Genomic DNA, 25,519 nt, shown 5'->3' on the forward strand with positions numbered 1-25,519 from the left:
CCGCCCGCATCAACTCAGCGCGGGCGGACTGACCTGGTTCTGCTTGCGCACAATCGACATCGCGATTTCCAGCGACTGCTCGTAGTTCAGGCGCGGATCGACGGTGGAACGGTAGGCACGCTCGAGATCCGCGTCCGTCAGTTCACGTGCGCCGCCCGTGCACTCGGTGACATCTTCACCAGTTAGTTCCAGATGGACGCCACCGAGGCGGGTTCCGGCGGCGGCGTGCAGGTCGAACGAATGCTCGACTTCGCTGCGGACATTGTCGAAGCGGCGCGTCTTGAAGCCGTTCGCCGTGCTTTCGGTGTTGCCGTGCATAGGGTCGCAGACCCACAGCACACGCCGGCCATCGCGACGCATCGCCTCCAGCAACGGCGGCAGCTTTTCCGCGATATGCGCGGCGCCCATGCGATGGATGAACGTCAAACGCCCGGGTTCGTCTTCCGGATTGAGGACGTCGACGAGTCGCAGCAGCTGATCCGCGCTGACCGAAGGACCAATCTTGATGGCGATGGGATTGCGCACGCCGCGCAGGTACTCCACATGCGCGCCATCGATGGCCGCGGTGCGCATGCCAATCCACGGGTAGTGCGTGCTGAGATTGAACCAGCCCCACTGCCGCGGCACCTCGCGGGTCAATGCCGCTTCGTAGGGCAGCAGCAAGGCTTCATGCGAGGTGTAGAAATCAATGCGGTTGAGGTTGTGCACCTCCGAGCCGGACAGCGTCTCCATGAAGCGCACGGCGTCGCCGATCGAGCGCACCATGTCCTGGTATTCGGCGGCGAGCGGCGAGTAACCCACCCAGCTCAGGTTCCAGTACTCCGGATGATGCAGGTCGGCAAAACCACCATCAATCAGCGCACGTACGAAGTTCATCGTCATCGCCGATCGGGCGTGCGCCTTGATCATGCGACGCGGATCCGGGATTCGGGCCTGCGCGGTGAATTCGGGCTGGTTGACCAGGTCACCGCGATAGCTGGGCAGCGTCACGCCGTCCCGCGTCTCGGTGTCAGTGGAGCGCGGCTTGGCGTACTGACCGGCAAACCGGCCGACGCGCACCACCGGCAGGCGTAGCCCGTGGACCAGCACCAGGCTCATCTGCAAAAGCACCTTGAGCCGGTTGGAAATCAGCCCGGACTCGCAATCCGAAAAACTCTCGGCGCAGTCGCCACCCTGCAGCAGGAAACGTTTGCCTTCCTGCGCCTCGGCCAATTGCTTCTTGAGCGCAAAAATTTCCCACGAGGTGACCAGAGGCGGCAACGAACGCAGCTCGGTCAACGCCGTATCCAGCGCATCCGAATCCGGATACGTGGGCATTTGCAGAGCGGGTCGCTCGCGCCACGATTCCGGAGCCCAGTTGGCCGGCAGGCTCACTGCCTGCAGTTTGCGATCGCTCATGGGGACTTCCTCTTGCGGAGCGTCATGGTGACAGAATGCTGCGCCGCGTCAAACTCAGTAGTAACGCGACTTGCGCCGCTTGAACCCGGCGTACAAGGACCACACCGCGAAGACGACGAAGCAGGCCAGCGCCCAGCCCGGCATCGAGACGCCCAGAAAGGTCCAATCGACCTTGGCGCATTCGCCGGAGCCGGTGAGCACTTTGCGGACCACGTCGCCCAACGGGAAGGCTTCCATCATGTAGCCCAGGTCGGGACCGCAGGCGGGCACCTGGTCCGGCGGCAGGCTCTGCAACCACACGTGGCGACCGGCGATGGAGATGCCCAAACCTGCGGCAGCCAGGCCCAGCAAGCCGTAGAAGCCGCGCCCGCCCTTGCTCCCCGGCGCGTGCAGGCCCCCCACCAGGAACACGATGCCGAGCAGCGCAAAGGCGCCACGCTGAAACGTACAGAGCGGGCAAGGTATCAGGCCCTGCACATGCTCCAGATACAGCGCATACGCCAGTAAAGCGACACAGGCCAGGAAACCCAGCAGGAACTGCGTGCGGAACGACCAACGGGAAGGATTCATGGGATGGGGAAAGACGGAGTCAGCCCGCATTATCGCCACGTGAAAGCAAAAAACAAAAACCCCGGCCTGGGCCGGGGTTTCTGGGGACGCTTGAGCCGGCGATTACTCGGCCGCTTCGGGGCGATCCATCAGCTCGACGTAGGCCATCGGAGCGTTGTCGCCGGCGCGGAAGCCGCACTTCAGGATGCGCAGGTAACCGCCCGGACGGGACTGGTAACGCGGACCCAGCGTGGTGAACAAGGTGCCGACGGCTTCCTTGTCACGCAGGCGGGAGAAAGCGAGGCGGCGATTGGCAACGCCGTCGACCTTGGCCAGGGTGATCAGCGGCTCGGCAACGCGGCGCAGTTCCTTGGCTTTCGGCAGGGTGGTACGGATCAGGCCGTGCTTGATCAGCGAGGCGGCCATGTTGCTGAACATCGCCTGGCGATGAGCGCTGGTGCGGCTGAACTTGCGGCCGGCTTTTTGGTGACGCATGGGTTGGATTCCTTATGAAATGTTGGAACTGCTGGATTTCGCTGTCGCCATCCTGGCGTTGAAACTTGGACTGCGTTGGCCCTTGACCGGCATCCGTGGCCGGACTGTCCGCGAGTTTCAACTCGTCGGCACTGTGTTGCGGGTACTGCGTTTCTCTGAATCGAACCCGCCTGCCGAAGCAGGCGGGTCCTTTGACACTTTGACTTGGCTATCAGCCGAGCATGCCGTGCGAGGCGACACCGGCCGGCGGCCAGTTCTCAAGCTTCATGCCCAGGGACAGACCGCGCTGCGCCAGGACTTCCTTGATCTCGGTCAGCGACTTCTTGCCGAGGTTCGGGGTCTTGAGCAGTTCCACTTCGGTCTTCTGGATCAGATCGCCGATGTAGTAGATGCTCTCGGCCTTGAGGCAGTTGGCCGAACGCACGGTCAGTTCCAGATCGTCGATCGGACGCAGCAGGACCGGATCCACGCCGCTGCTGGCGGGCTTGGCCGCGCCGCGATCACGGTGGGTGAAGTCACCGAAGACCGACAGCTGGTCGCTGAGGATGTCGGCCGCAGTGCGGACGGCTTCTTCAGCGTCGATGGTGCCGTTGGTTTCGATGTCCAGGACCAGCTTGTCCAGGTCGGTGCGCTGCTCGACGCGGGCGGCTTCCACCGCATACGCGACGCGACGGACCGGCGAGAACGAGGCGTCCAGCACCAGGCGACCAATGCTGCGGGTTTCCTCGTCCGGACGACGACGCGCGGCCGCCGGCTGGTAGCCGAAACCACGCTCGATCTTCAGGCGCATGTTGACCGCGGTGTCCTTGGTCAGATTGCAGATGACCAGGTCCGGGTTGAGGATTTCGACGTTGTGGTCGGTCTTGATGTCAGCGGCGGTCACCACGCCCGGGCCCTGCTTGCTCAGGGTCAGGGTGGACGAGTCGCCGGTGTGGATGCGGATGGCCACATCCTTGAGGTTCAGCAGGACTTCGAGCACGTCTTCCTGCAGACCTTCGATGGTGCTGTACTCGTGGAGCACGCCGTCGATCTCTACTTCGGTGATCGCGAAGCCCGGGATGGACGAGAGCAGCACGCGGCGCAGCGCATTACCGAGCGTGTGGCCGTAACCACGCTCCAGCGGTTCAATGACCACTTTGGCGCGGTTTTCGGTCAGGCGCTCAATCTGCGGGCCGCGCGGGCGCAGCACTTGCTGAGTAATTCCCGTCATGTTGCTTTTTCTCCTGCAGACCCCCGACGGGGGCATCGGGGGTGCGTGAATGGATTACTTCGAGTACAACTCGACGATCAGCGCTTCGTTGATGTCTGCAGGCAGGTCGGAACGTTCCGGCACGGCCTTGAAGACGCCGCTGAATTTCTTCGAGTCGACTTCGATCCAGGACGGGCTCAGATCCAGCTGCTCGGACAGGGTCAGCGACTCCTGCACACGCAGCTGCTTCTGGGCGCGCTCGGACAACGCAATCGCGTCACCGGCCTTGATCTGGTAGGACGGCAGATTCACCGGCTTGCCATTGACCAACACGCCACGGTGCGAAACCAGCTGGCGGGCAGCCGGACGCGTCACCGCAAAACCCATGCGGTAGATGACGTTGTCCAGACGGGTTTCCAACAGCTGCAGCAGGTTCTCGCCGGTGTTGCCCTTCTTGGTCGAGGCCTTCTTGTAGTAGTTGCGGAACTGACGCTCCAGCAAGCCGTAGATACGCTTGACCTTCTGCTTTTCACGCAGCTGGGTGGCGTAATCCGACAGCTTGCCCTTGCGGGCAGCGCCGTGCTGGCCGGGCTTCTGCTCCAGCTTGCACTTGGAGTCCAGCGCACGGGCCGGGCTCTTGAGGGACAGGTCGGCGCCTTCACGGCGCGCGAGCTTACAGGTGGGACCAATATAACGAGCCATCTCTCTTCAGCTCCTCAGACGCGACGCTTTTTCGGCGGACGACAGCCGTTATGCGGAATCGGCGTCACGTCGATGATGTTGGTGATCTTGTAGCCGACGTTGTTCAACGAACGCACGGCCGATTCGCGGCCCGGACCCGGGCCTTTGATGCGGACTTCCAGCGACTTCACGCCGTAATCCAGAGCGGCACGGCCAGCCTTTTCGGCGGCAACCTGTGCAGCGAACGGAGTCGACTTGCGCGAACCGCGGAAACCGGCACCACCCGAGGTCGCCCAGGAAAGTGCATTGCCCTGGCGGTCGGTGATGGTGACGATGGTGTTGTTGAACGAAGCGTGGACGTGGGCAACGCCATCCGTGATGACGCGCTTGATCTTCTTCTTGACTTTGGTAGCAGCTGGCTTGGCCATGTGGTTCGCCCCTTACTTCTTGATGGCTTTGCGCGGACCCTTGCGGGTGCGGGCATTGGTACGGGTGCGCTGACCACGCAGCGGCAGGCCGCGACGGTGACGCAGACCGCGGTAGCAACCCAGGTCCATCAGGCGCTTGATCGCGATGCCGATTTCACGACGCAGGTCGCCTTCGACGACATACTTGCCGACTTCGGCACGCAGACGCTCGACATCAGGCTCCGACAGGTCGCGGATCTTGGTGGTCGAAACGACGCCAGCGGCTTCGCAGACCTTTTTGGAACGGGTACGGCCAATGCCGTAGATGCTTTGCAAACCGACCCAGACATGCTTCTGGGCAGGCAGGTTGACACCTGCAATACGCGCCATGACGCGGTCTCCAACTGTGTTTGATGGTCCGGCAAGCCCCCTCCCCCTACGGGGAACGGGCAGACGGACAGAGTGAACTGGAAATTTTAGCAAAGATCTCGGGTTACTGGGAAGCCCGTGCCAGTCCGGGGACTGACACGAAGCCCGGCATAGGGAGTGTGCCCATGCTCCGGCGCCGGAAGCCGTCTGGTGCCAACCCCGGGTTACCCCGGTGCCGACCCCGCCCGCGCTACTCTGGCGCAGGACAAACCGCTTCACACCTGTGCGCGAGATCGCCGCCCAGGCCGCCCTTTCTGGTAGTCCGGCCCTTCAGGCCGGGGGCGCGGGAAAGGTCCGCGCCAGGTCATGCATTATCCGCGCGAAAGGCCGCCGCGGGAACCGCCCTTCAGATTGGCCTTCTTCAACAGGCTCTCGTACTGATGGGACATCAGGTGGGCCTGGACCTGCGCAATGAAGTCCATCACCACCACGACCACGATCAACAGCGACGTGCCGCCGAAGTAGAACGAGGTGTTCATCTGGGTCCGCATCACCTCGGGCAGCAAGCACACCGCCACCAGGTAGAGCGAGCCAGCCGCCGTCAGACGGGTCAGTACGCCATCGACGTAGTCGGCGGTGGCCTTGCCCGGGCGGATGCCCGGAATCAGCGCGCCCGACTTCTTCAGGTTCTCGGCGGTTTCCTGCGAATTGAATACCAGCGCCGTGTAGAAGAACGCGAAGCCGATGATCATCGCAGCGAACACGATCATGTGCAGCGGTTCACCCGGCGCCAGCGCCTGCGAAATGCGCTGCAGCCACGTGCTGGCGCCACTGCCCTGCCCCGACCACATGGCCAGGGTGGCCGGGAACGCCAGGATGCTCGAGGCAAAGATCGGCGGAATCACGCCCGCCATGTTGAGCTTCAGGGGCAGGAACGAGGTCTGGTTCATGTACGCACTGCGACCACCCTGGCGGCGCGCGTAATTCACGGTAATTCGTCGTTGCCCGCGTTCCACGAACACCACGAAATAGGTGAAGCCCAGCACGACCAGGGTGATGATGATCAGCGCGATCGGGCTCAACGAGCCGCCCTGGAACGCCTTCAGCGTGCTCAATACGGCGCCCGGCAAGCCGGCCACGATACCAGCGAAGATGATCATCGAAACGCCATTGCCGACGCCCCGCTCGGTCACCTGCTCGCCCAGCCACATCAGGAAGATGGTGCCCGCCGTCAGCGCAACCACGGCCGTGAGCACGAAGCCCATGCCCGGTGCGTAAACCACCGGCGAACCATCCGGCGCCATCTGGTTCTGCAGGCCGACCGCGATGCTGCCGCCCTGCACGACCGCCAGCAACACCGCGCCAATGCGCGAGTACTGGGTGATCTTGCGGCGACCGGACTCGCCTTCCTTCTGCATCGCCTTCAGGCTCGGGAAGATGTGCACGCCCAGCTGCATGACGATGGAGGCCGAGATATACGGCATCACGTTCAGCGCGAACAGGCTGAAACGGTGCAGCGCGCCACCGGAGAACATGTTGAACATGTCCACGATGCCGCCCTGGCTTTCCATCATCTTCAGCATCGCGTCCGGGTTGACGCCCGGCACCGGAATGAAACAGCCAATCCGGTAGACGATCAGTGCACCCAGAACGAACAGCAGGCGCTGACGAAGTTCCGTGAACTTGCCTGCGCCTGCCAGTGCGGCAGCGGCATTCCCCTGCGCCATCCGTCGTTACTCCTGGACGCTGCCGCCAGCAGCTTCGATGGCAGCCTTGGCACCCGCGGTAGCGAGCACGCCCTTGAGCACGAACTTCTTGGTCAGCTCGCCCTTGACGACGATCTTCGCGCGCTTGGCGGTGCTGGGAACCAGCTTGGCCGCACGCAGCACTGCGAAGTCGATTTCACCGGCTTCCAGCTTGTCCAGCTGGTAGGACAGCACTTCAGCGGTGTCGCCCTTCAGCTTCGAACGGAAGCCGACCTTGGGCAGGCGCTTGATCAAAGGCATCTGGCCGCCTTCGAACTTCGCCTTGATCTTGCCCTTGCCCGAACGGGCGAAGGAGCCCTTGTGACCGCGACCCGCGGTCTTGCCCAGGCCGGAACCGATACCGCGACCAACACGGGTGCGTTCGGTACGGGCGCCGTCAGCGGGCTTCAAAGAATTCAGACGCATGTTGATTACTCCTCGACCTTGACGAGGTAGTGAACCTTGGCAATCAGGCCGCGCACTTGCGGGCTGTCCTTGAGTTCACGCACATCGTTGAGTTTGTTCAGGCCCAGCGCCTTCACCGACAGGCGGTGACGGGACTGGGAGCCACGCAGGCCACGCACCAGGCGGACCTTGACGGTCTTGTTGGACTCATTAGCCATTGAGGAGTTCCTCCACCTTCTTGCCGCGCTTGGCCGCAATGCGGGTCGGCGACTGCATGTCGGTCAGACCACGCAGGGTAGCGCGAACCAGGTTGATCGGGTTGCGCGAACCGACGGCCTTGGCCAGCACGTTCTTGACGCCCACGGCTTCCAGCACGGCACGCATGGCGCCGCCGGCGATGACGCCGGTACCTTCCGAGGCAGGCTGCATGTAAACACGTGCTGCGCCGTGACCGGCCTTCACCGGGTGCCACAAGGTGCCGTTGTTCAGTTCGACAGTGGACATGCTCTTGCGGGCGTATTCCATCGACTTCTGGATGGCAACCGGCACTTCACGCGCCTTGCCGTAGCCGAAGCCAATGCGGCCAGCGCCGTCACCGACCACCGTCAAAGCGGTGAAGGTGAACTGGCGACCGCCCTTGACGGTCTTGCTGACGCGGTTGACCGCGACCAGCTTTTCAATCATGCCGTCGTCGACTTTCTCTTCGCGGTTGCGGTCGCGATCGCGGCCCCGCGGTTCACGTTGTTCTGCCATTTCGATAAATCCTTGGTTGATGGGAATTTGTGGCTTCGCCACTTATGGTTGTGGAGTACTTCGGTGTTCCGCATCAGCATGCAAAAGATGCTGGACGTCCGGCGCATCACCGCGCCGGCGGAAAGACGCCGCCAGGCCTGAGCCCGGCGGCGCGTGAATCAGAACTGCAGGCCGGCTTCGCGAGCCGCTTCTGCCAGGGCCTTGATGCGGCCATGGAAGCGGTAACCCGAACGGTCGAACGCAATCTTCTCGATGCCGGCAGCCTTGGCACGCTCGGCAATCAACTTGCCGACCTTGGCGGCGGCGTCGCTGTTCTTGCCATTCTTCAGGCCTTCCTTGACGTCGGCCTGCAGGGTGTTGGCGGAGGCGATGACCTTGCCACCGTCGGCGGTGAACAGCTGGGCGTAAATGTGCTGGCCGGTGCGCAGCACCGACAGGCGCGGCACGCCGAGAACGCGGATGTGCGAACGGGTCGACTTGGCGCGACGCAGGCGGGCGGTGTTCTTGATGCTCATGATCTGGTTCCTCGAAGCCGAAGGCGTGTTTACGCCTTCTTCGCTTCCTTACGGATGATGGTTTCGTCGGAGTACTTCACGCCCTTGCCCTTGTAGGGTTCCGGCGGACGGAAACCGCGGATCTTGGCGGCAACTTCACCCACGCGCTGCTTGTCGGCGCCCTGCACCAGGATTTCGGTCTGGGTCGGGGTTGCGATGGTGATGCCTTCCGGCGTCTGGAACACGACCGGGTGCGAGAAACCGAGCGACAGGCTCAGGTCCTTGCCCTGCATGGCAGCGCGGTAACCCACGCCGACCAGCTCCAGCTTGCGCTCGAAACCGTCCGACACACCCTTGACCATGTTGGCCAGGATCGCGCGGATGGTGCCGGTGATGGCGTCGTGCTCGATGGTTTCCGGCGACAGATTGAGGACGCCGTCCTCAAGTTTCACTTCCACACCGGCCGGCTTGGCGATCGACAAGGTGCCCTTGGCGCCCTTGACGGTCAGGGTGTCATCCTGCTGCTTGAACTCAACGCCCTTCGGCAGGGAAATCGGCTTTTTGGCTACACGGGACATGGGTTTACTCCGTTAGGCCACAAAGCACAGGACTTCACCGCCGACGCCCTGCTGGCGCGCCTGCGCATCAGTCAAGATGCCCTTGGAAGTGGAGATGATGGCGATGCCCAGACCGCCGAGAACCTTCGGCAGTTCGGCCTTGCCGCGGTAGTGGCGCAGACCCGAGCGGGAAACGCGCGACAGCTTTTCGATGACAGGCTTGCCTTCGAAATACTTCAGCACGATTTCGAGTTCGGCCTTGTTGTTCTCGGTCTTCGTCACGCGGACGTCGCCGACATAGCCTTCGGCCTTCAGCACGTTGGCGATGGCCGTTTTGATCTTGGACGACGGCATCTTCACCGTCTGCTTACCGACAGCGGCCGCATTCTTGATGCGGACCAGCATGTCGGCGATGGGATCAGTCATGCTCATAGTGTTTACCTTTGAGTAGCACCGATATCCGCTTTCGCGAAAATCTGATTGTTCCTGGAGAACCCCCAGGGAGGCAGTCCCGTCCGGGACCAGGGCCACGGTTGCCCGCGGGAACTGGAAAGTATACAGCAACAAGTCCGGCGAGTGCCGGACTTGTCTGAATTGGCCCCGGACTCACGCCCGGGACGCCTTCTTTATTACCAGCTGGCCTTGCGCAGGCCCGGCACGTCACCACGCATGGTGGCTTCGCGCAGCTTGTTGCGACCCAGGCCGAACTTGCGGTACACGCCGCGCGAACGACCGGACAGCTCGCAACGGTTGCGCTGGCGGCTCGGCGACGAGTCGCGCGGCAGCTTCTGCAGCTTGGTCGCGGCTTCCAGCTTCTCTTCGTACGAAGCGGTGGTGCCGGAGATGATTTGCTTCAGCGCGTCACGCTTTGCGGCGAACTGCTTGGCAAGCTTGGCCCGCTTGATATCGCGGTTCACCATTGAGGTCTTGGCCATTATTGGTTTCCTGGCGTATCAGTTACGGAACGGGAACTTGAACGCTTCCAGCAGCGCCTTGGCTTCGGCGTCGCTCTTGGCGGTGGTGGTGATGGCGATATCCATACCGCGGAGCGCGTCGACCTGGTCGAAGTCGATTTCCGGGAAGATGATCTGTTCCTTCACGCCCATGTTGTAGTTGCCACGGCCGTCGAACGAACGACCCGACAGACCACGGAAGTCACGCACGCGCGGCAGCGAGATGTTGACCAGGCGATCCAGGAATTCGTACATCTTGGCGCGACGCAGGGTCACCTTGCAGCCGATCGGCCAACCGTCGCGGATCTTGAACGAAGCCACCGACACGCGGGACTTGGTCGTGATCGGCTTCTGGCCGGTGATCTTGGCCAGGTCGGCCACGGCGTTTTCCAGGATCTTCTTGTTGGTAGCCGCTTCACCCACACCCATGTTGATGGTGATCTTGGTGATCTTCGGCACTTCCATCGGATTGGTGTAGCCAAGCTTCTTCATCAGAGCCGGCGCCACTTCTTCCTTGTAAAATTTTTCGAGACGGGTGGTCATAACATTCCTTAGGCGTCGAGCGCCTCACCACTGGAGCGGAACACACGCAATTTGCGTCCATCCTCCAGGACCTTGAAACCAATGCGCTCGCCCTTGCCGGTAGCCGGGTTGAACAGAGCAACGTTCGAAATGTGGATCGAGGATTCACGCTCGACCACGCCGCCAGCCACGCCGGCCTGCGGATTCGGCTTGGTGTGGCGCTTGACGATGTTGACGTTGGAGACGACCACGCGGTCACCGTCCACACGCACTACATCGCCCTGCTTGCCCTTGTCCTTGCCGGCGGTGACGACCACGTGGTCGCCCTTCTTGATTCGATTAGCCATTTCTATGTCCTCCGCTCAGAGCACTTCAGGCGCGAGCGAAACGATCTTCATGAACTTCTCGGAACGCAACTCGCGGGTCACGGGTCCGAAAATGCGGGTGCCGATCGGCTCCTGCTTGTTGTTCAACAGCACGGCAGCGTTGCCGTCGAAGCGAATCAAGGAACCGTCCGGACGACGCACACCCTTGCGGGTACGCACGACGACGGCGTCATAGACTTCGCCCTTCTTGACCTTGCCACGCGGAATGGCGTCCTTCACGGTCACCTTGATGATGTCGCCGATGCCTGCGTAACGGCGCTTCGAGCCGCCCAGCACCTTGATGCACATCAGTTCCTTGGCGCCGGAGTTGTCGGCCGCGTCAAGGTAGCTCTGCATCTGGATCATGATTCAGATCTCCTCTTATTCAGCCGCGCGGGTGACGATTTCCACCACACGCCAGTTCTTGGTTTTGGACAGCGGGGCGATTTCCACCACCCGCACCACGTCGCCTTCCTTGCAGCTGTTTTCAGCATCATGGGCGTGCAGCTTGGTCGAGCGGCGGATGTACTTGCCGTACAGCGCGTGCTTGACCTGACGCTCCACCAGCACGGTGACCGTCTTGTCCATCTTGTTGCTGACGACACGACCTTCGATGGTGCGTTGCGCTTTGTCTTTGTTATCGCTCATCTTGGGCGCTCCTTACTTCTTGCTGCCGAGCAGGGTCTTGACGCGAGCAATCTCGCGGCGCACCCGACGGGTTTCATGGGTCTTCGGCAGCTGGCCAGTGACCTTCTGCATGCGGAGCGAGAACTGCTCCTTGTGCAGGTCGACCAGATGGGCCTTCAGCTCGTCAGCCGACTTCTCGCGGAGTTGCTTGAGTTCCATTAGCGCACCGTCCGGGCTACGAATTGGGTGGTGACGGACAGCTTGGCGGCGGCCAGGCGGAACGCCTCGCGCGCGATGTCTTCGCTGACGCCTTCGATTTCATAAATCATGCGGCCGGGCTGGATCTGGGCAACCCAGTACTCCACGTTGCCCTTACCGGAGCCCATTCGGACTTCGATCGGCTTCTTGGTGATCGGCTTGTCCGGGAACACGCGGATCCACATCTTGCCGCCGCGCTTCACGTAGCGGCTGATCGAGCGGCGAGCCGCTTCGATCTGGCGCGCGGTCAGCTGACCGTGCGCCGTGGCCTTCAGGCCATACTCGCCAAAGCTGACGAGGTTGCCGCTCCAGCTCAGGCCGTCGTTGCGGCCCTTGTGCATCTTGCGGTATTTGGTTCGCTTGGGTTGCAACATGATTATTCCCTCGCCTCACGATCACGGCGCGGACCACGCGGACGGTCGTTGCGCTCATTGCGGTCACTGCGCGGCGTATCGTCCTGCTTTTCCTGGCCGACCTGGCTGAAATCGAAGATTTCGCCCTTGTAGACCCACACCTTGATGCCGATGATGCCGTACGTGGTCTTGGCTTCAGCGAAGCCGTAGTCGATGTCCGCACGCAGGGTGTGCAGCGGCACGCGACCTTCGCGGTACCACTCGGAACGGGCGATTTCCGCACCATTCAAGCGGCCAGCGACGTTGACCTTGATGCCCAGGGCACCCAGGCGCATCGCGTTGCCGACGGCGCGCTTCATGGCGCGACGGAACATGATGCGGCGCTCCAGCTGCTGGGCGATCGACTCGGCCACCAGCTGTGCATCGAGCTCGGGCTTGCGCACTTCGGTCACGTTGATGTGCGCCGGGACGCCCATCAGGTCACTGACTTCCTTGCGCAGCTTCTCGATGTCCTCACCACGCTTGCCAATCACCACGCCCGGACGGGCGGTGTGGATGGTCACGCGGGCGGTCTTCGCCGGACGCTCGATCAGGATCTTGGAGATACCTGCCTGCGCCAACTTCTTGCGCAGCATTTCGCGCACCTTGAGGTCGGCAGCCAGGTAGTCGGCGTAGTCGCGCTTGTTGGCGAACCACTTGGAATTCCAGTCCTTGGCGATGCCGAGGCGGATTCCGATCGGATGAACTTTGTGACCCATACTTATTTGCCCTCGCCCACGACCACAGTGATGTGGCTGGTGCGCTTAAGAATGCGGGTACCACGGCCCTTGGCGCGGGCCATGAAACGCTTCAGCACCGGACCTTCGTCGACCATGATGGTCTTGACCTTCAGCTCGTCGACGTCGGCGCCCTGGTTGTTCTCGGCATTGGCAATGGCAGACTCGACCACTTTCTTGATCAGGTGGGCGGCCTTCTTGTCCGAGAACTTCAGCAGGTTGACGGCGCGTTCGGCCGACAAGCCACGCACCTGGTCAGCGACCAGACGGGCTTTCTGCGGGGAGATGCGCGCGGTGCGCAGGATGGCTTTCGCTTCCATGGTCATCTCTCCTTACTTCTTGCCGCCGGCTTTCTTGTCGCCACCGTGACCCTTGAAGGTACGGGTGACGGCAAATTCGCCGAGCTTGTGGCCGACCATGTTCTCGTTAACGAGTACAGGAACATGGTTCTTGCCGTTGTGGATGGCGATCGTGAAACCCACCATATCCGGCAGGATCATCGAACGACGCGACCAGGTCTTGATCGGTCGCTTGCTACCGCCCGCAGCTTCCACCTTCTTGACGAGGTGGTGATCGACGAACGGGCCCTTCTTGAGTGAACGTGCCATGGTCGATTAGCCCCTACGATCGCGGACGATGAATTGCTGAGTGCGCTTGTTCTTGCGCGTCTTGTAACCCTTGGTCGGAACACCCCAGGGGGTGACCGGATGCGGGTTGCCCTGGCCGGCCTTCGCCTCACCACCGCCGTGCGGATGGTCAACCGGGTTCATGGCGGCGCCGCGAACGGTCGGGCGCACACCGCGCCAACGCTTGGCACCGGCCTTGCCCAACTTCTCCAGGCTGTGCTCGTCGTTGCCGACTTCGCCCACCGTGGCGCGGCATTCAACCTGCACCTTGCGCATTTCGCCGGAACGCAGGCGAAGGGTCGCGAAACCCTGCTCACGAGCGACCAGCTGCACGCCGGCGCCGGCGGCGCGGGCGATCTGGGCACCCTTGCCCGGCTTCAGTTCGATGCCGTGGACCGTGGTACCGACCGGGATATTACGCAGCGGCAGCGTGTTGCCGACCTTGATCGGCGCGTCGCTGCCGGCGATGACCTGGTCGCCAGCCTTCAGGCCCTTCGGGGCGATGATGTAGCGGCGCTCACCGTCGACGTAGCACAGCAGCGCGATGTGCGCGGTGCGGTTCGGGTCATACTCGATTCGCTCGACGCGGGCAGGAATACCTTCCTTGTCGCGCTTGAAATCGATCATGCGGTAGTGCTGCTTGTGACCGCCGCCGATGTGGCGGGTGGTGATGCGGCCATGGTGGTTGCGACCGCCCGTCTTGCTCTGCTTCTCGAGCAGCGCAGCGTGCGGGGCACCCTTGTGCAGGTCCGGCGTCACCACACGGACCGCCGAACGGCGACCGGGCGAAGTGGGCTTAAATTTCATCAATGGCATGTGGGTCTACCTCAGGCCTTGGCCGTTACGTCGATGGCCTGGCCTTCAGCCAGACGCACGTACGCCTTCCGCCAGTCGCCGCGGCGGCCGTTGCGGTTACGGAAGGACTTGTTCTTGCCCTTGACGTTGACCACATTGACTGCCTCGACTTTGACGTCGAACAACTTCTCCACGGCGGCCTTCACATCGGCCTTGGTGGCGTCGTTCGCAACTTCGAAGACGTATTGATTGGAAACTTCCTGCAGGCGCGCGGTCTTTTCGGAGACACGCGGGGCACGCAGTACGCTGAAGATTTTCTCGTTGTTCACGCCAGCCACTCCTCGATCTTCTTGATGGCATCGGCGGTGACAATGACGCTGTCCGCGCCGACCAGAGCGACCGGGTCCAGGCCCTGCACGTCGCGCACTTCCACGTAGGGCAGATTGCGCGCGGACAGATACAGATGCTCGGAGGCTTCTTCAGTCACGATCAGCGGACGCTGACCGACTTCAAGACCCTTCAACTTCTCAATCAGGGACTTGGTCTTGGTGCTGTCCAGGTCGAACGAGTCAACCACCGTGAGGCGGTTCTGACGGTTCAGCTCGGACAGGATGGCGCAGACCGCAGCGCGGTACATCTTGCGGTTGACCTTCTGCTCGAAGCTGCGCGGCTTGGCCGCGAAGGTCACACCGCCGCCGACGAAGATCGGGGCCGTCAATGCGCCATGACGCGCGCCGCCGCCCTTCTGCTTCTTCGACTTCTTGGTGGTGCCGTTGACTTCGGCGCGCGTCTTCTGCGCCTTGGTGCCGGCACGACCGGCGTTGCGATAGGCAACGACAACCTGGTGAACCAGGTCTTCGCTGAATTCGCGGCCAAACACGGCGTCGGAAACCGACAGCTTGTTGGCACTACCTGTGATGGCGAGTTCCATTGTTTACTCCTTAACCCTTGCTCGCCGGACGCACGATCACGTCGCCACCGGCTGCACCCGGCACGGCGCCGCGGACTGCAATCAGGCCACGTTCGGCATCGACGCGAACCACTTCAAGGTTCTGCGTGCTCTGCTGCACGGCACCCATGTGACCGGACATCTTCTTGCCCGGGAACACGCGACCCGGCGTCTGACGCTGACCGAGCGAACCCGGCGAACGATGCGACAGCGAGTTACCGTGGGTGGCGTCACCCATCGTGAAGTTCCAGCGCTTGATGGTGCCCTGGAAGCCCTTGCCCTTGGTCACACCCTGGACGTCGACGATCTGGCCCACTTCGAAGATGTCGGCCTTGATTTCGGCGCCGACGGCGAAGTCGCCCAGCTTGTCGGCTTCAACGCGCAGTTCCCACAGGCCGCGACCGGCTTCGACCTTGGCCTTGGCCAGGTGGCCGGCGACCGGCTTGGTGATCAGCGAGGCGCGACGGTTGCCCACGGCCACCTGCACGGCGCTGTAGCCGTCGGTCTCCTGGGTCTTGATCTGGGTGATGCGATTGGGGGTGGCTTCAATCAGCGTCACCGGAATGGCCTTGCCATCTTCGGTGAACACTCGGGTCATGCCAGCCTTGCGGCCAACGAGACCCAACGAATATTTCTTCGCGGTCATGGTCGTGTGCCTCAGGTCAGCTTGATCTGGACGTCGACGCCAGCCGCGAGTTCGAGCTTCATCAGCGCGTCCACGGTCTTGTCGTTGGGGTCGACGATGTCGAGTACACGCTTGTGCGTGCGGGTTTCGTATTGGTCGCGAGCGTCTTTGTCGACGTGCGGCGAAACCAGGATGGTGTAGCGCTCGATCTTGGTGGGCAGCGGGATCGGGCCGCGCACTTGCGCGCCGGTCCGCTTGGCCGTTTCGACGATCTCGCTGGCCGAGCGGTCGATCAAGCGATGATCGTACGCCTTGAGCCGGATTCGGATCTTTTGGTCCGCCATGACGGAAATTTCCTTCGTTAAAGAGCGACGGGCGCGGCCTCTGGGATGCCTTGCCCCTGGTGGGTCCAGACGTTCAGCCCCGTATCGGCGAAATACCGATGAGCCTGTCGGCCTGGGGTTTCATCCTGAAAGACTGGGCAGGCCGGTAAACCGGCCCGCCCAGACAGAAAAGTATAGGACGCGTGACCAGCCCCGTCAAGCGGGGCCCGGCCCTGCTGATAAACAGCAGGCTGGCACGCGACTATCCGTGTCTGGCGAACACGAAGCACATCCTGTGCTTCTTTTCGCGGTATCGCCGGCAATCCTCCCAGGGGGCGCCGGCGTCTATCGAAACTTCGGGCGACCAGAAAGGCCGCCCGAGCCCGACATTATGGACTTACTTGATGATCTTGGCAACCACGCCGGCGCCGACGGTGCGGCCACCTTCGCGGATGGCGAAGCGCAGGCCTTCGTCCATCGCCACCGGGTTGATGAGCGCCACCACCATCTTGATGTTGTCGCCCGGCATCACCATTTCCACGCCTTCCGGCAGGGTCACCGCACCGGTGATGTCGGTGGTACGGAAGTAGAACTGCGGACGGTAGCCCTTGAAGAACGGCGTGTGACGGCCGCCCTCGTCCTTCGATAGCACGTACACCTCGGCTTCGAACTCGGTGTGCGGGGTGATGGAACCCGGCTTGCACAGCACCTGGCCGCGCTCCACGTCGTCACGCTTGGTGCCGCGCAGCAGCAGACCGGCGTTGTCGCCCGCCTGGCCCTGGTCCAGCAGCTTGCGGAACATTTCCACGCCCGTCACCGTCGTCTTCTGGGTCGGACGGATACCGACAATCTCGATTTCTTCGCCCACCTTGATGACGCCGCGCTCGATACGACCGGTCACCACGGTGCCGCGGCCCGAAATCGAGAACACGTCTTCCACCGGCATCAGGAACGGCTTGTCCACGTCACGCTGCGGTTCCGGAATGAACGAGTCCAGCGCTTCGACCAGCTTCAGAATCGCCGGCACGCCAATCTCGGACTGGTCACCTTCCAGCGCCAGACGCGCCGAACCGTGGATGATGGGGGTGTCATCGCCCGGGAAGTCGTACTTGCTCAGCAGCTCGCGAACTTCCATTTCCACCAGTTCCAGCAGCTCGGCGTCGTCCACCATGTCCGCCTTGTTCAGGAAGACCACGATGTACGGCACGCCCACCTGGCGCGACAGCAGGATGTGTTCGCGCGTCTGCGGCATCGGGCCGTCAGCGGCCGAGCACACCAGAATCGCGCCGTCCATCTGCGCTGCACCGGTAATCATGTTCTTCACGTAGTCGGCGTGACCCGGGCAGTCCACGTGCGCGTAGTGACGCGTCGGGCTTTCGTACTCCACGTGCGCCGTCGAAATCGTGATGCCGCGCGCCTTCTCTTCCGGCGCCGCGTCAATCGCGTCGTACGCCTTGAACTCGCCACCAAAGCGCTCGGCACCCACCTTCGTCAGCGCCGCGGTCAGCGTCGTCTTGCCGTGGTCAACGTGACCAATCGTGCCCACATTGACGTGCGGCTTGGTGCGTTCGAATTTACCCTTTGCCATGTTCTTCTACCTTAAAAGTTTGTAATCAGGGGTGGGGCTGAGCGAGGCTCAGCCCTTCTTGACGACGGCGTCGGCGATGTTGGCCGGTGCCTCTGCGTAGTGATCGAATTCCATCGTGAAGGTGGCGCGACCCTGCGACATCGAACGCAGCGTGGTGGCGTAGCCGAACATTTCGCCCAGCGGCACCATCGCGTTGATGACCTTGCCCGACGGGCTGTCATCCTGACCTTGCAGGATGCCGCGACGACGGCTCACGTCACCCATCACGTCACCCAGATAGTCTTCCGGAGTGACGATCTCGACCTTCATCATCGGCTCAAGCAGGACCGGGCTGGCCTTGCTGAAAGCTTCCTTGAACGCCATCGAGCCGGCGACCTTGAACGCCATTTCGTTGGAGTCGACATCATGGAACGAACCATCGACAGCGGTGATCTTGACGTCCACGACCGGGAAGCCGGCCAGCACGCCATTCTTCAGCGCTTCTTCGATGCCCTTGCCCGCAGCCGTCACGTATTCCTTCGGCACGACGCCGCCGACAATGGCGCTCTCGTACGAGAAGCCACCACCACGTTCCTGCGGCTCCATCTCGATGACGATGTGGCCGTACTGGCCGCGACCGCCCGACTGGCGCACGAACTTGCCTTCCTGCTTGACCGCCTTGCGGATGGTCTCGCGGTAGGCCACCTGCGGCTTGCCGACGTTGGCTTCCACGTTGAACTCGCGCTTCATGCGATCAACCAGGATGTCCAGGTGCAGCTCGCCCATGCCGGCGATGATGGTCTGGCCGGATTCTTCGTCGGTACGCACGCGGAACGAGGGATCTTCCTGCGCCAGACGGCCCAGGGCGATACCCATCTTTTCCTGATCCGACTTGGTCTTCGGCTCCACCGCCATCGAGATGACGGGCTCCGGGAACACCATGCGTTCCAGCGTGATGATGTGGTCCTGCGCGCACAGCGTGTCGCCGGTGGTGACGTCCTTCAGGCCGACCGCAGCTGCGATGTCGCCAGCGCGCACTTCCTTGATTTCGTCGCGCTGGTTGGCGTGCATCTGCAGGATGCGGCCCACGCGCTCCTTCTTCGACTTGACCGGGTTGTACACCTGGTCACCCGAATTCAACACGCCCGAATAGACGCGGAAGAACGTCAGCGAACCCACGAACGGGTCGGTCATGATCTTGAACGCCAGCGCCGAGAACGGCTCGGTATCCGACGCCTTGCGGCTGTCTTCCTTGTCGTCGTCATTGATGCCCTGCACCGGCGGACGATCCGCCGGCGACGGCAGCAGGTTGATGACGCCGTCCAGCATGGCCTGCACGCCCTTGTTCTTGAACGCCGAGCCGCAGAACACCGGCACGATTTCCACCTTCAGGGTGCGCGCGCGCAGACCCGCAACGATTTCGGCTTCGCTGAGCTCGCCTTCGTTGAGGTACTTGTCCATCAGTTCTTCGGACGCTTCGGCAGCCGCTTCAATCATGAAGCTGCGCGCTTCCTCGGCCTTGCTCTGCAGGTCAGCCGGGATGTCGCCGTATTCGAACTTGGTGCCCTGCGAAGCCACATCCCAATGGATGGCCTTCATCTTGAGCAGGTCGACCACGCCTTCGAAGCCGTCTTCGGCGCCAATCGGCACCTGCATCGGCACGGCGTACGCGCCCAGGCGCGACTTCAGCTGCTCCACAACCTTGTCGAAGTTGGCGCCGGTACGGTCCATCTTGTTGACGAAGGCCATGCGCGGCACGGAGTACTTGTTGGCCTGACGCCACACGGTCTCCGACTGCGGCTGCACGCCACCGACGGCGCACAGCACGAACACCGCGCCGTCGAGCACGCGCAGCGAGCGCTCGACTTCGATGGTGAAGTCGACGTGTCCGGGGGTGTCGATGATGTTGAAGCGGTGCTCGGGCAGCGACTTGTCCATGCCCTTCCAGAACGCCGTGGTGGCGGCGGAAGTGATGGTGATACCGCGCTCCTGCTCCTGCTCCATCCAGTCCATCGTCGCAGCGCCTTCATGCACTTCGCCGATCTTGTGGCTCACGCCGGTGTAGAACAGGATGCGTTCGGAAGTGGTGGTCTTGCCAGCATCGATGTGGGCCATGATGCCGAAGTTGCGGTAACGCTCGATGGGAGTGGTGCGAGCCACGACAGTCTCTCTTTTCTGGTGGGGAAACCGGGCTGAGCCTCAGGTGTCCCGTGGAGGGCAATCTATATGGCCGAACGCCGCCTTTCGGCGGCCTTCGGTGGATGGCGGGCCGGCCGCCAAGGGCACCTAGATGGTGCCGAAGGCCCCCGGAAACAAGGGGGCCAGGCTATTACCAGCGGTAATGCGCGAACGCCTTGTTCGCTTCCGCCATGCGGTGGGTTTCTTCACGCTTCTTGATGGCGCCGCCACGATTTTCCGAGGCGTCCAGCAGCTCGGCTGCCAGCTTACGCGGCATCGAGTTTTCACCACGCTTGCGCGCGGATTCGATCAGCCAGCGCATGGCCAGCGCCAGGCGACGGGTCGAACGCACTTCAACCGGCACCTGGTAGGTCGCACCGCCGACGCGGCGGGACTTCACTTCGACGGTCGGCGATACGTTGTCCAGTGCCTTCTCGACGAGTTCCAGGGCGTTCGGATTCTTTTCACCGATGACGTCCATGGCGCCGTACACGATCTTCTCGGCGACGGACTTCTTGCCGCTCAGCATGACCATGTTGATGAAACGGGCGATCGTCTGGCTGCCGTGCTTGGGGTCCGGCAGGACTTCACGCTGGGGAGTTGAGCCTTTACGCGACATAGTTCTTCTCCCTTATGCCTTCGGACGCTTGGCGCCGTACTTGGAACGACCCTGGCGACGCTTGGCGACGCCCGAGGCGTCCAGCGAGCCGCGAACGGTGTGGTAGCGCACACCCGGCAGGTCCTTGACACGACCGCCACGCACCAGGACCACGGAGTGCTCCTGCAGGTTGTGACCTTCGCCACCGATGTAGCTGATGATCTCTTCCTGGTTGGTCAGGCGCACCTTGGCGACCTTGCGAAGGGCCGAGTTCGGCTTCTTCGGGGTGGTGGTGTAGACGCGCGTGCACACGCCACGACGTTGCGGGCACTTGTCCAGCGCCGGCGAGGCGCTCTTGTAAGTGGTTGCCTGCCGCGGCTTGCGGACCAGCTGGTTGATGGTTGCCATGTTTGGATTCTTTGGATGTAAGGCCGAGGCCTGGATTCGTGAAAAACGAACGGTAGGCCGAAAACGGGCCCACCGAGACGGAAAAGTATAGCTGGCACCCGGCGATACCGTCAAACACGGTTTCGTCGGGGCCAGTATGGTTTTGCGATCCCGCCCATCCTTGGGCCGAAAACGAGGGGCTCCCTGCCCCTCTTTTCGTGGTCTGGGGCGGCCCGAAGGCTCGCCGTAGTGCCGTTTTTAGCTGGCGCTGGACCCCTCGCCCGAGACGTCTTCAATGATGGCCGCGGTGGTGGCCGGAGCCGCCGGTTCTGCAACTGCTGCGGGGCCTGCCAGGGCATCCACTTCCGCCTCGGTCAGACCCGAGGCGTTGCGGCGGCGCTGGTTGTGGTACGCCAGGCCGGTACCGGCAGGAATCAGGCGACCCACGATCACGTTTTCCTTCAAACCGCGCAGGTTGTCGCGGGTGCCGCGGACGGCAGCCTCGGTCAGCACGCGGGTGGTCTCCTGGAACGAAGCCGCCGAAATGAACGACTCGGTTGCCAGCGAGGCCTTGGTGATGCCCAGCAGGACCGGATCGTACTTGGCCGGCAGTTCATTGCGCGCAAGCAGCTTGGCGTTCTCTTCGATGAAGCGCTGCTTCTCGACTTGCTCGCCCGACAGGAACTTGCTGTTGCCGGCATCGGTGATTTCCACCTTGCGCAGCATCTGACGGGTGATCACTTCAATGTGCTTGTCGTTGATCTTCACGCCCTGCAGGCGGTAGACGTCCTGGATTTCCTTGACCAGGTAAGCCGCCAGCGGCTCGACACCCAGCAGACGCAGGATGTCCTGCGGGCTCGGCTCGCCGTCCACCACGGTTTCGCCCTTGGTCACGTGCTCACCTTCGAACACGATGATCTGGCGGAACTTCGGAATCAGCTCCTCGTGCTCCGAACCATCAGTGTCCTTGATGATCAGGCGCTGCTTGCCCTTGGTGTCCTTGCCGAAGCTGATGATGCCCGAGCGCTCGGCCAGAATCGCAGGATCCTTCGGCTTGCGCGCTTCGAACAAGTCGGCCACGCGCGGCAGACCACCGGTGATGTCGCGGGTCTTGGAGGCTTCCTGCGGGATCTTGGCGACCACGTCGCCCACGCCGACCGGCGCGCCATCCTGCAGGTTGACGATCGAACGCGGCGGCAGCAGGTACTGCGCCGGCAGATCGGTACCCGGGATGCTCAGATCCTTGCCGTCCTTGTCGACGATGCGGACGATCGGGCGCAGATCCTTGCCCTGCGAACCACGACGCTTGGGATCGGTGATTTCACGCGATGCCAGGCCGGTCAGTTCGTCGGTCTTCTCGATGACGGTGACGCCGTCGACGAAGTCCACGAAGCGTACGAAGCCCGCCACTTCCGACACGATCGGGTGGTTATGCGGATCCCAGTTCGCCACGGCCTGACCAGCAGTGATCTGGTCGCTGTCCTTGACGTTGATGGTGGCGCCGTAGGGCAGCTTGTAACGCTCGCGCTCGCGACCATGGCCATCGAGCACCGACAGTTCGCCCGAGCGCGAAACCGCGACCAGACTGCCATTGGCGTGCTCAACGTACTTGAGGTTGTTGAACTTGATCGAGCCGGTGGTCTTGACGGTGATGTTGTCCACCGCCGCCGCACGCGAAGCCGCACCACCGATGTGGAACGTACGCATGGTCAGCTGGGTGCCGGGCTCACCAATCGACTGCGCGGCGATGACGCCCACCGCTTCACCGATGTTGACGATGTGGCCACGGGCCAGATCGCGACCGTAGCAGTGCGCGCAGACGCCGAAATTGGATTCGCAGGTGATGGTCGAACGGACCTTGATCGACTGCACGCCGGCGTCTTCCAGCTTCTGCACCCAGGTTTCGTCCAGCAGGGTGTTGCGGGTGACGATCGGATCTTCGTCGTTGCCCGGCAGGAACACGTCTTCGGCCACGATGCGGCCCAGCACGCGCTCGCGCAGCGGTTCGACGACGTCGCCGCCTTCCACGATCGGGGCCATCATCAGGCCTTCGCGGGTGTCGCAATCGACTTCGGTGATCACCACGTCCTGCGCCACGTCGACCAGGCGACGGGTCAGGTAACCGGAGTTGGCGGTCTTCAACGCGGTATCGGCCAGACCCTTACGGGCACCGTGGGTGGAGTTGAAGTACTCCTGCACGTTCAGGCCTTCGCGGAAGTTCGCCTTGATGGGCGTCTCGATGATCGAGCCGTCCGGACGCGCCATCAGGCCACGCATACCCGCCAGCTGGCGAATCTGTGCCTGGCTACCACGGGCGCCGGAGTCGGCCATGATGTACAGCGAGTTCATCGACTTCTCGTTGATGGTCTCGCCCTTGGCGTTCTGCACCTTGTCGGTACCGATGGTGTCCATCATCGCCTTGGCGATGCGCTCATTGGTGCGCGACCAGATGTCGACCACCTTGTTGTAGCGCTCACCGGCGGTGACCAGACCCGACTGGTACTGCTCCTGGATTTCCAGCACTTCCTGTTCGGCTTCGCCCAGGATGCCCTTCTTCTCGGCCGGGATCAGCATGTCGTCGATGCCGATGGAGACGCCGGCGCGCGTTGCGAACGCGAAGCCGGTGTACATCAGCTTGTCGGCGAACACGACCGTGTCCTTCAGGCCCAGCATGCGGTAGCTGGAGTTGATCAGACGGCTGATGGCCTTCTTGTTCAACTCGGTGTTGGCCAGCGCGAACGGCAGGCCGTCCGGCAGGATTTCCGCCAGCAAGGCGCGGCCGATGGTGGTCTCGACGATGGTCGCCTGCTTGCGCTTGCTGCCGTCGTCGTCGGTCACGGTTTCGGTGATGCGTACCTTGACCTTGGCGTGCAGTTCGACGGTACGGCTGTCGTAGGCGCGCTTGACTTCGGCGATGTTCGCGAAGGCCATACCCTCGCCCTTCTTGTTTTCCAACGCACGGGTCATGTAGTACAGACCCAGCACGACGTCCTGCGACGGCACGATGATCGGCTCGCCGTTGGCCGGCGACAGGATGTTGTTGGTCGACATCATCAGCGCACGCGCTTCCAGCTGGGCTTCCAGCGAGAGCGGCACATGAACGGCCATCTGGTCACCGTCGAAGTCGGCGTTGAACGCAGTACAGACCAGCGGATGCAGCTGTATCGCCTTGCCTTCAATCAACACCGGCTCGAACGCCTGGATACCCAGGCGGTGCAGGGTCGGCGCACGGTTCAACAACACCGGATGCTCGCGGATGACCTCTTCCAGGATGTCCCAGACTTCGGCTTCTTCGCGCTCGACCAGCTTCTTGGCGGCCTTGATGGTGGTGGCCAGGCCACGACGCTGCAGCTTGGCGAACACGAACGGCTTGAACAGCTCCAGCGCCATCTTCTTTGGCAGGCCGCACTGGTGCAGCTTGAGGTACGGACCGACCACGATGACCGAACGGCCGGAGTAATCGACGCGCTTGCCGAGCAGGTTCTGGCGGAAGCGGCCTTGCTTGCCCTTGATCATGTCGGCCAGCGACTTGAGCGGGCGCTTGTTGGTGCCGGTGATGGCGCGGCCGCGACGGCCGTTGTCCATCAGGGCGTCAACCGATTCCTGCAGCATGCGCTTTTCGTTGCGCACGATGATGTCCGGAGCATTGAGCTCCAGCAGGCGGCGCAGACGGTTGTTGCGGTTGATGACGCGGCGGTACAGGTCGTTCAGATCCGAGGTCGCGAAACGGCCACCATCCAGGGGAACGAGCGGACGCAGATCCGGCGGCAGCACCGGCAGCACGGTCATGACCATCCATTCCGGACGGTTGCCCGATTCCAGGAACGCTTCCATCAGCTTGATGCGCTTGGTGAGGCGCTTGAGCTTGGTCTCGGAGTTGGTGCTGGCGATTTCCTCGCGCAGGTTCACCATCTCGGCCTGCAGGTCGATCGTGCGCAGCAGGTCGTAGACGGCTTCGGCGCCCATCGCGGCGTCGAAGTCGTCGCCATGCTCCTGGCGCGCCTGCATGTACTGCTCTTCGGTGAGCAGCTGGCGGCGTTCGAGCGTGGTCAGGCCCGGCTCGGTGACGACGTAGGCTTCGAAGTACAGCACGCGTTCGATGTCACGCAGGGTCATGTCCAGCATCAGGCCGATGCGCGAGGGCAGCGACTTGAGGAACCAGATGTGCGCGACCGGCGAAGCCAGGTCGATGTGGCCCATGCGCTCACGGCGCACCTTGGCCAGGGTCACTTCGGTGCCGCACTTCTCGCAGACCACGCCGCGGTGCTTCATGCGCTTGTACTTGCCGCACAGGCACTCGTAGTCCTTGATCGGTCCGAAGATGGCGGCGCAGAACAGGCCGTCACGCTCGGGCTTGAAGGTACGGTAGTTGATGGTTTCCGGCTTCTTCACTTCGCCGTAGGACCAGGAACGAATCAGGTCCGGCGATGCCAACGCGATCTTGATCGCGTCGAAATCCAGCGTCTGGCGCTGCTGATTGAAGAGGTTGAGCAGGTCTTTCATTTTGTTTCTCCGTCAGGAGGAAATTCTTGTCGGTGGCGGAAGGTGCAAGCAGTCCGGGCGGAGATGGCAGCG

General features: G+C 62.6%; 34 protein-coding genes. All 34 read right to left on the reverse strand.

The features are described from left to right. Positions 1-9: 9 nt before the first annotated feature. The 34 genes from B5X78_RS04415 to rpoC all read right to left on the reverse strand — a co-directional run bounded on the left by B5X78_RS04415 (position 10) and on the right by rpoC (position 25,447). On the reverse strand, positions 10-1,398 hold the full coding sequence (locus B5X78_RS04415; RefSeq protein WP_079723245.1) for a class II 3-deoxy-7-phosphoheptulonate synthase: 1,389 nt from the start codon (positions 1,396-1,398) through the stop codon (positions 10-12). A gap of 54 nt (positions 1,399-1,452) precedes the next feature. Then, the gene (locus B5X78_RS04420; protein ID WP_079723246.1) at positions 1,453-1,968 is read right to left on the reverse strand and encodes a disulfide bond formation protein B; all 516 of its coding nucleotides are present in this window, start codon (positions 1,966-1,968) and stop codon (positions 1,453-1,455) included. Positions 1,969-2,070: 102 nt separating this feature from the next. After that, on the reverse strand, positions 2,071-2,442 hold the full coding sequence (gene rplQ / locus B5X78_RS04425; RefSeq protein WP_079723247.1) for a 50S ribosomal protein L17: 372 nt from the start codon (positions 2,440-2,442) through the stop codon (positions 2,071-2,073). Positions 2,443-2,653: 211 nt separating this feature from the next. Beyond that, positions 2,654-3,652, reverse strand: coding sequence for a DNA-directed RNA polymerase subunit alpha (locus B5X78_RS04430; protein WP_079723248.1), 999 nt, complete (start codon positions 3,650-3,652; stop codon positions 2,654-2,656). A 54-nt stretch (positions 3,653-3,706) separates the two neighbouring features. Then, positions 3,707-4,333, reverse strand: coding sequence for a 30S ribosomal protein S4 (gene rpsD, locus B5X78_RS04435; RefSeq protein ID WP_079723249.1), 627 nt, complete (start codon positions 4,331-4,333; stop codon positions 3,707-3,709). A gap of 14 nt (positions 4,334-4,347) precedes the next feature. After that, on the reverse strand, positions 4,348-4,740 hold the full coding sequence (gene rpsK / locus B5X78_RS04440; RefSeq protein WP_079723250.1) for a 30S ribosomal protein S11: 393 nt from the start codon (positions 4,738-4,740) through the stop codon (positions 4,348-4,350). A gap of 12 nt (positions 4,741-4,752) precedes the next feature. Next, complete coding sequence (gene rpsM / locus B5X78_RS04445) at positions 4,753-5,109, reverse strand: 30S ribosomal protein S13 (protein ID WP_079723251.1); 357 nt, start codon at positions 5,107-5,109, stop codon at positions 4,753-4,755. Between the two features lie 350 nt (positions 5,110-5,459). Next, positions 5,460-6,815, reverse strand: coding sequence for a preprotein translocase subunit SecY (gene secY, locus B5X78_RS04450; protein ID WP_079723252.1), 1,356 nt, complete (start codon positions 6,813-6,815; stop codon positions 5,460-5,462). A gap of 6 nt (positions 6,816-6,821) precedes the next feature. Next, positions 6,822-7,265, reverse strand: coding sequence for a 50S ribosomal protein L15 (rplO, locus tag B5X78_RS04455; protein WP_079723253.1), 444 nt, complete (start codon positions 7,263-7,265; stop codon positions 6,822-6,824). Further along, positions 7,265-7,456, reverse strand: coding sequence for a 50S ribosomal protein L30 (gene rpmD / locus B5X78_RS04460; RefSeq protein WP_055941302.1), 192 nt, complete (start codon positions 7,454-7,456; stop codon positions 7,265-7,267). The genes rplO and rpmD overlap by 1 nt, the downstream gene beginning before the upstream one ends. After that, positions 7,449-7,991, reverse strand: a complete 543-nt coding sequence (gene rpsE / locus B5X78_RS04465; RefSeq protein ID WP_079723254.1) for a 30S ribosomal protein S5 — start codon at positions 7,989-7,991, stop codon at positions 7,449-7,451. The genes rpmD and rpsE overlap by 8 nt, the downstream gene beginning before the upstream one ends. Before the next feature lie 158 nt (positions 7,992-8,149). Further along, entirely contained in the window at positions 8,150-8,506 is a 357-nt protein-coding gene (rplR, locus tag B5X78_RS04470; protein ID WP_079723255.1) for a 50S ribosomal protein L18, read from the reverse strand. Positions 8,507-8,535: 29 nt separating this feature from the next. Next, complete coding sequence (gene rplF / locus B5X78_RS04475) at positions 8,536-9,063, reverse strand: 50S ribosomal protein L6 (protein ID WP_079723256.1); 528 nt, start codon at positions 9,061-9,063, stop codon at positions 8,536-8,538. Positions 9,064-9,075: 12 nt separating this feature from the next. Next, complete coding sequence (gene rpsH, locus B5X78_RS04480; protein WP_079723257.1) at positions 9,076-9,474, reverse strand: 30S ribosomal protein S8; 399 nt, start codon at positions 9,472-9,474, stop codon at positions 9,076-9,078. A gap of 197 nt (positions 9,475-9,671) precedes the next feature. Next, a complete protein-coding gene (gene rpsN, locus B5X78_RS04485; protein WP_079723258.1) occupies positions 9,672-9,977 on the reverse strand; it encodes a 30S ribosomal protein S14 in 306 nt (101 codons plus the stop codon). Positions 9,978-9,995: 18 nt separating this feature from the next. After that, complete coding sequence (gene rplE / locus B5X78_RS04490) at positions 9,996-10,538, reverse strand: 50S ribosomal protein L5 (protein ID WP_079723259.1); 543 nt, start codon at positions 10,536-10,538, stop codon at positions 9,996-9,998. 8 nt (positions 10,539-10,546) lie between these two features. After that, positions 10,547-10,864 carry a 50S ribosomal protein L24 gene (gene rplX, locus B5X78_RS04495; protein WP_079723260.1) on the reverse strand — a complete coding sequence of 106 codons (318 nt, stop codon included), beginning with the start codon at positions 10,862-10,864 and terminating at the stop codon, positions 10,547-10,549. A 15-nt stretch (positions 10,865-10,879) separates the two neighbouring features. Next, positions 10,880-11,248, reverse strand: a complete 369-nt coding sequence (gene rplN / locus B5X78_RS04500) for a 50S ribosomal protein L14 (protein WP_013535986.1) — start codon at positions 11,246-11,248, stop codon at positions 10,880-10,882. A gap of 15 nt (positions 11,249-11,263) precedes the next feature. Continuing rightward, positions 11,264-11,530 (reverse strand): 30S ribosomal protein S17, encoded by a 267-nt coding sequence (rpsQ, locus tag B5X78_RS04505; protein WP_079723261.1) that lies wholly within the window; start codon positions 11,528-11,530, stop codon positions 11,264-11,266. Positions 11,531-11,542: 12 nt separating this feature from the next. After that, a complete protein-coding gene (gene rpmC, locus B5X78_RS04510) occupies positions 11,543-11,728 on the reverse strand; it encodes a 50S ribosomal protein L29 (protein WP_079723262.1) in 186 nt (61 codons plus the stop codon). Next, on the reverse strand, positions 11,728-12,141 hold the full coding sequence (gene rplP / locus B5X78_RS04515) for a 50S ribosomal protein L16 (protein WP_079723263.1): 414 nt from the start codon (positions 12,139-12,141) through the stop codon (positions 11,728-11,730). The genes rpmC and rplP overlap by 1 nt, the downstream gene beginning before the upstream one ends. A 2-nt stretch (positions 12,142-12,143) precedes the next feature. Beyond that, positions 12,144-12,878 carry a 30S ribosomal protein S3 gene (gene rpsC, locus B5X78_RS04520; protein ID WP_079723264.1) on the reverse strand — a complete coding sequence of 245 codons (735 nt, stop codon included), beginning with the start codon at positions 12,876-12,878 and terminating at the stop codon, positions 12,144-12,146. 2 nt (positions 12,879-12,880) lie between these two features. Then, a complete protein-coding gene (gene rplV / locus B5X78_RS04525; RefSeq protein WP_079724420.1) occupies positions 12,881-13,216 on the reverse strand; it encodes a 50S ribosomal protein L22 in 336 nt (111 codons plus the stop codon). A 12-nt stretch (positions 13,217-13,228) separates the two neighbouring features. Continuing rightward, positions 13,229-13,504 (reverse strand): 30S ribosomal protein S19, encoded by a 276-nt coding sequence (gene rpsS / locus B5X78_RS04530; protein WP_079723265.1) that lies wholly within the window; start codon positions 13,502-13,504, stop codon positions 13,229-13,231. Between the two features lie 6 nt (positions 13,505-13,510). Then, on the reverse strand, positions 13,511-14,338 hold the full coding sequence (gene rplB, locus B5X78_RS04535; protein WP_079723266.1) for a 50S ribosomal protein L2: 828 nt from the start codon (positions 14,336-14,338) through the stop codon (positions 13,511-13,513). Positions 14,339-14,349: 11 nt separating this feature from the next. Beyond that, entirely contained in the window at positions 14,350-14,646 is a 297-nt protein-coding gene (gene rplW, locus B5X78_RS04540) for a 50S ribosomal protein L23 (protein WP_079724421.1), read from the reverse strand. After that, positions 14,643-15,248: a 50S ribosomal protein L4 gene (rplD, locus tag B5X78_RS04545; protein ID WP_079723267.1), complete on the reverse strand. Its 606-nt coding sequence runs from the start codon at positions 15,246-15,248 to the stop codon at positions 14,643-14,645. The genes rplW and rplD overlap by 4 nt, the downstream gene beginning before the upstream one ends. A 10-nt stretch (positions 15,249-15,258) precedes the next feature. Further along, a complete protein-coding gene (rplC, locus tag B5X78_RS04550) occupies positions 15,259-15,912 on the reverse strand; it encodes a 50S ribosomal protein L3 (RefSeq protein ID WP_079723268.1) in 654 nt (217 codons plus the stop codon). 11 nt (positions 15,913-15,923) lie between these two features. Continuing rightward, a complete protein-coding gene (gene rpsJ / locus B5X78_RS04555) occupies positions 15,924-16,235 on the reverse strand; it encodes a 30S ribosomal protein S10 (RefSeq protein WP_027070119.1) in 312 nt (103 codons plus the stop codon). Between the two features lie 376 nt (positions 16,236-16,611). After that, positions 16,612-17,802 (reverse strand): elongation factor Tu, encoded by a 1,191-nt coding sequence (gene tuf / locus B5X78_RS04560; RefSeq protein ID WP_079723269.1) that lies wholly within the window; start codon positions 17,800-17,802, stop codon positions 16,612-16,614. 48 nt (positions 17,803-17,850) lie between these two features. Next, entirely contained in the window at positions 17,851-19,941 is a 2,091-nt protein-coding gene (gene fusA, locus B5X78_RS04565) for an elongation factor G (RefSeq protein ID WP_079723270.1), read from the reverse strand. Positions 19,942-20,110: 169 nt separating this feature from the next. Beyond that, positions 20,111-20,578 (reverse strand): 30S ribosomal protein S7, encoded by a 468-nt coding sequence (gene rpsG, locus B5X78_RS04570; RefSeq protein ID WP_079723271.1) that lies wholly within the window; start codon positions 20,576-20,578, stop codon positions 20,111-20,113. Positions 20,579-20,590: 12 nt separating this feature from the next. Next, positions 20,591-20,965, reverse strand: coding sequence for a 30S ribosomal protein S12 (gene rpsL, locus B5X78_RS04575; RefSeq protein ID WP_079723272.1), 375 nt, complete (start codon positions 20,963-20,965; stop codon positions 20,591-20,593). Between the two features lie 237 nt (positions 20,966-21,202). Then, positions 21,203-25,447, reverse strand: coding sequence for a DNA-directed RNA polymerase subunit beta' (gene rpoC, locus B5X78_RS04580; protein ID WP_079723273.1), 4,245 nt, complete (start codon positions 25,445-25,447; stop codon positions 21,203-21,205). Positions 25,448-25,519 lie beyond the last annotated feature (72 nt).

Origin of the sequence: Pseudoxanthomonas indica (assembly GCF_900167565.1) — a bacterium.
GTDB lineage: Bacteria > Pseudomonadota > Gammaproteobacteria > Xanthomonadales > Xanthomonadaceae > Pseudoxanthomonas_A > Pseudoxanthomonas_A indica.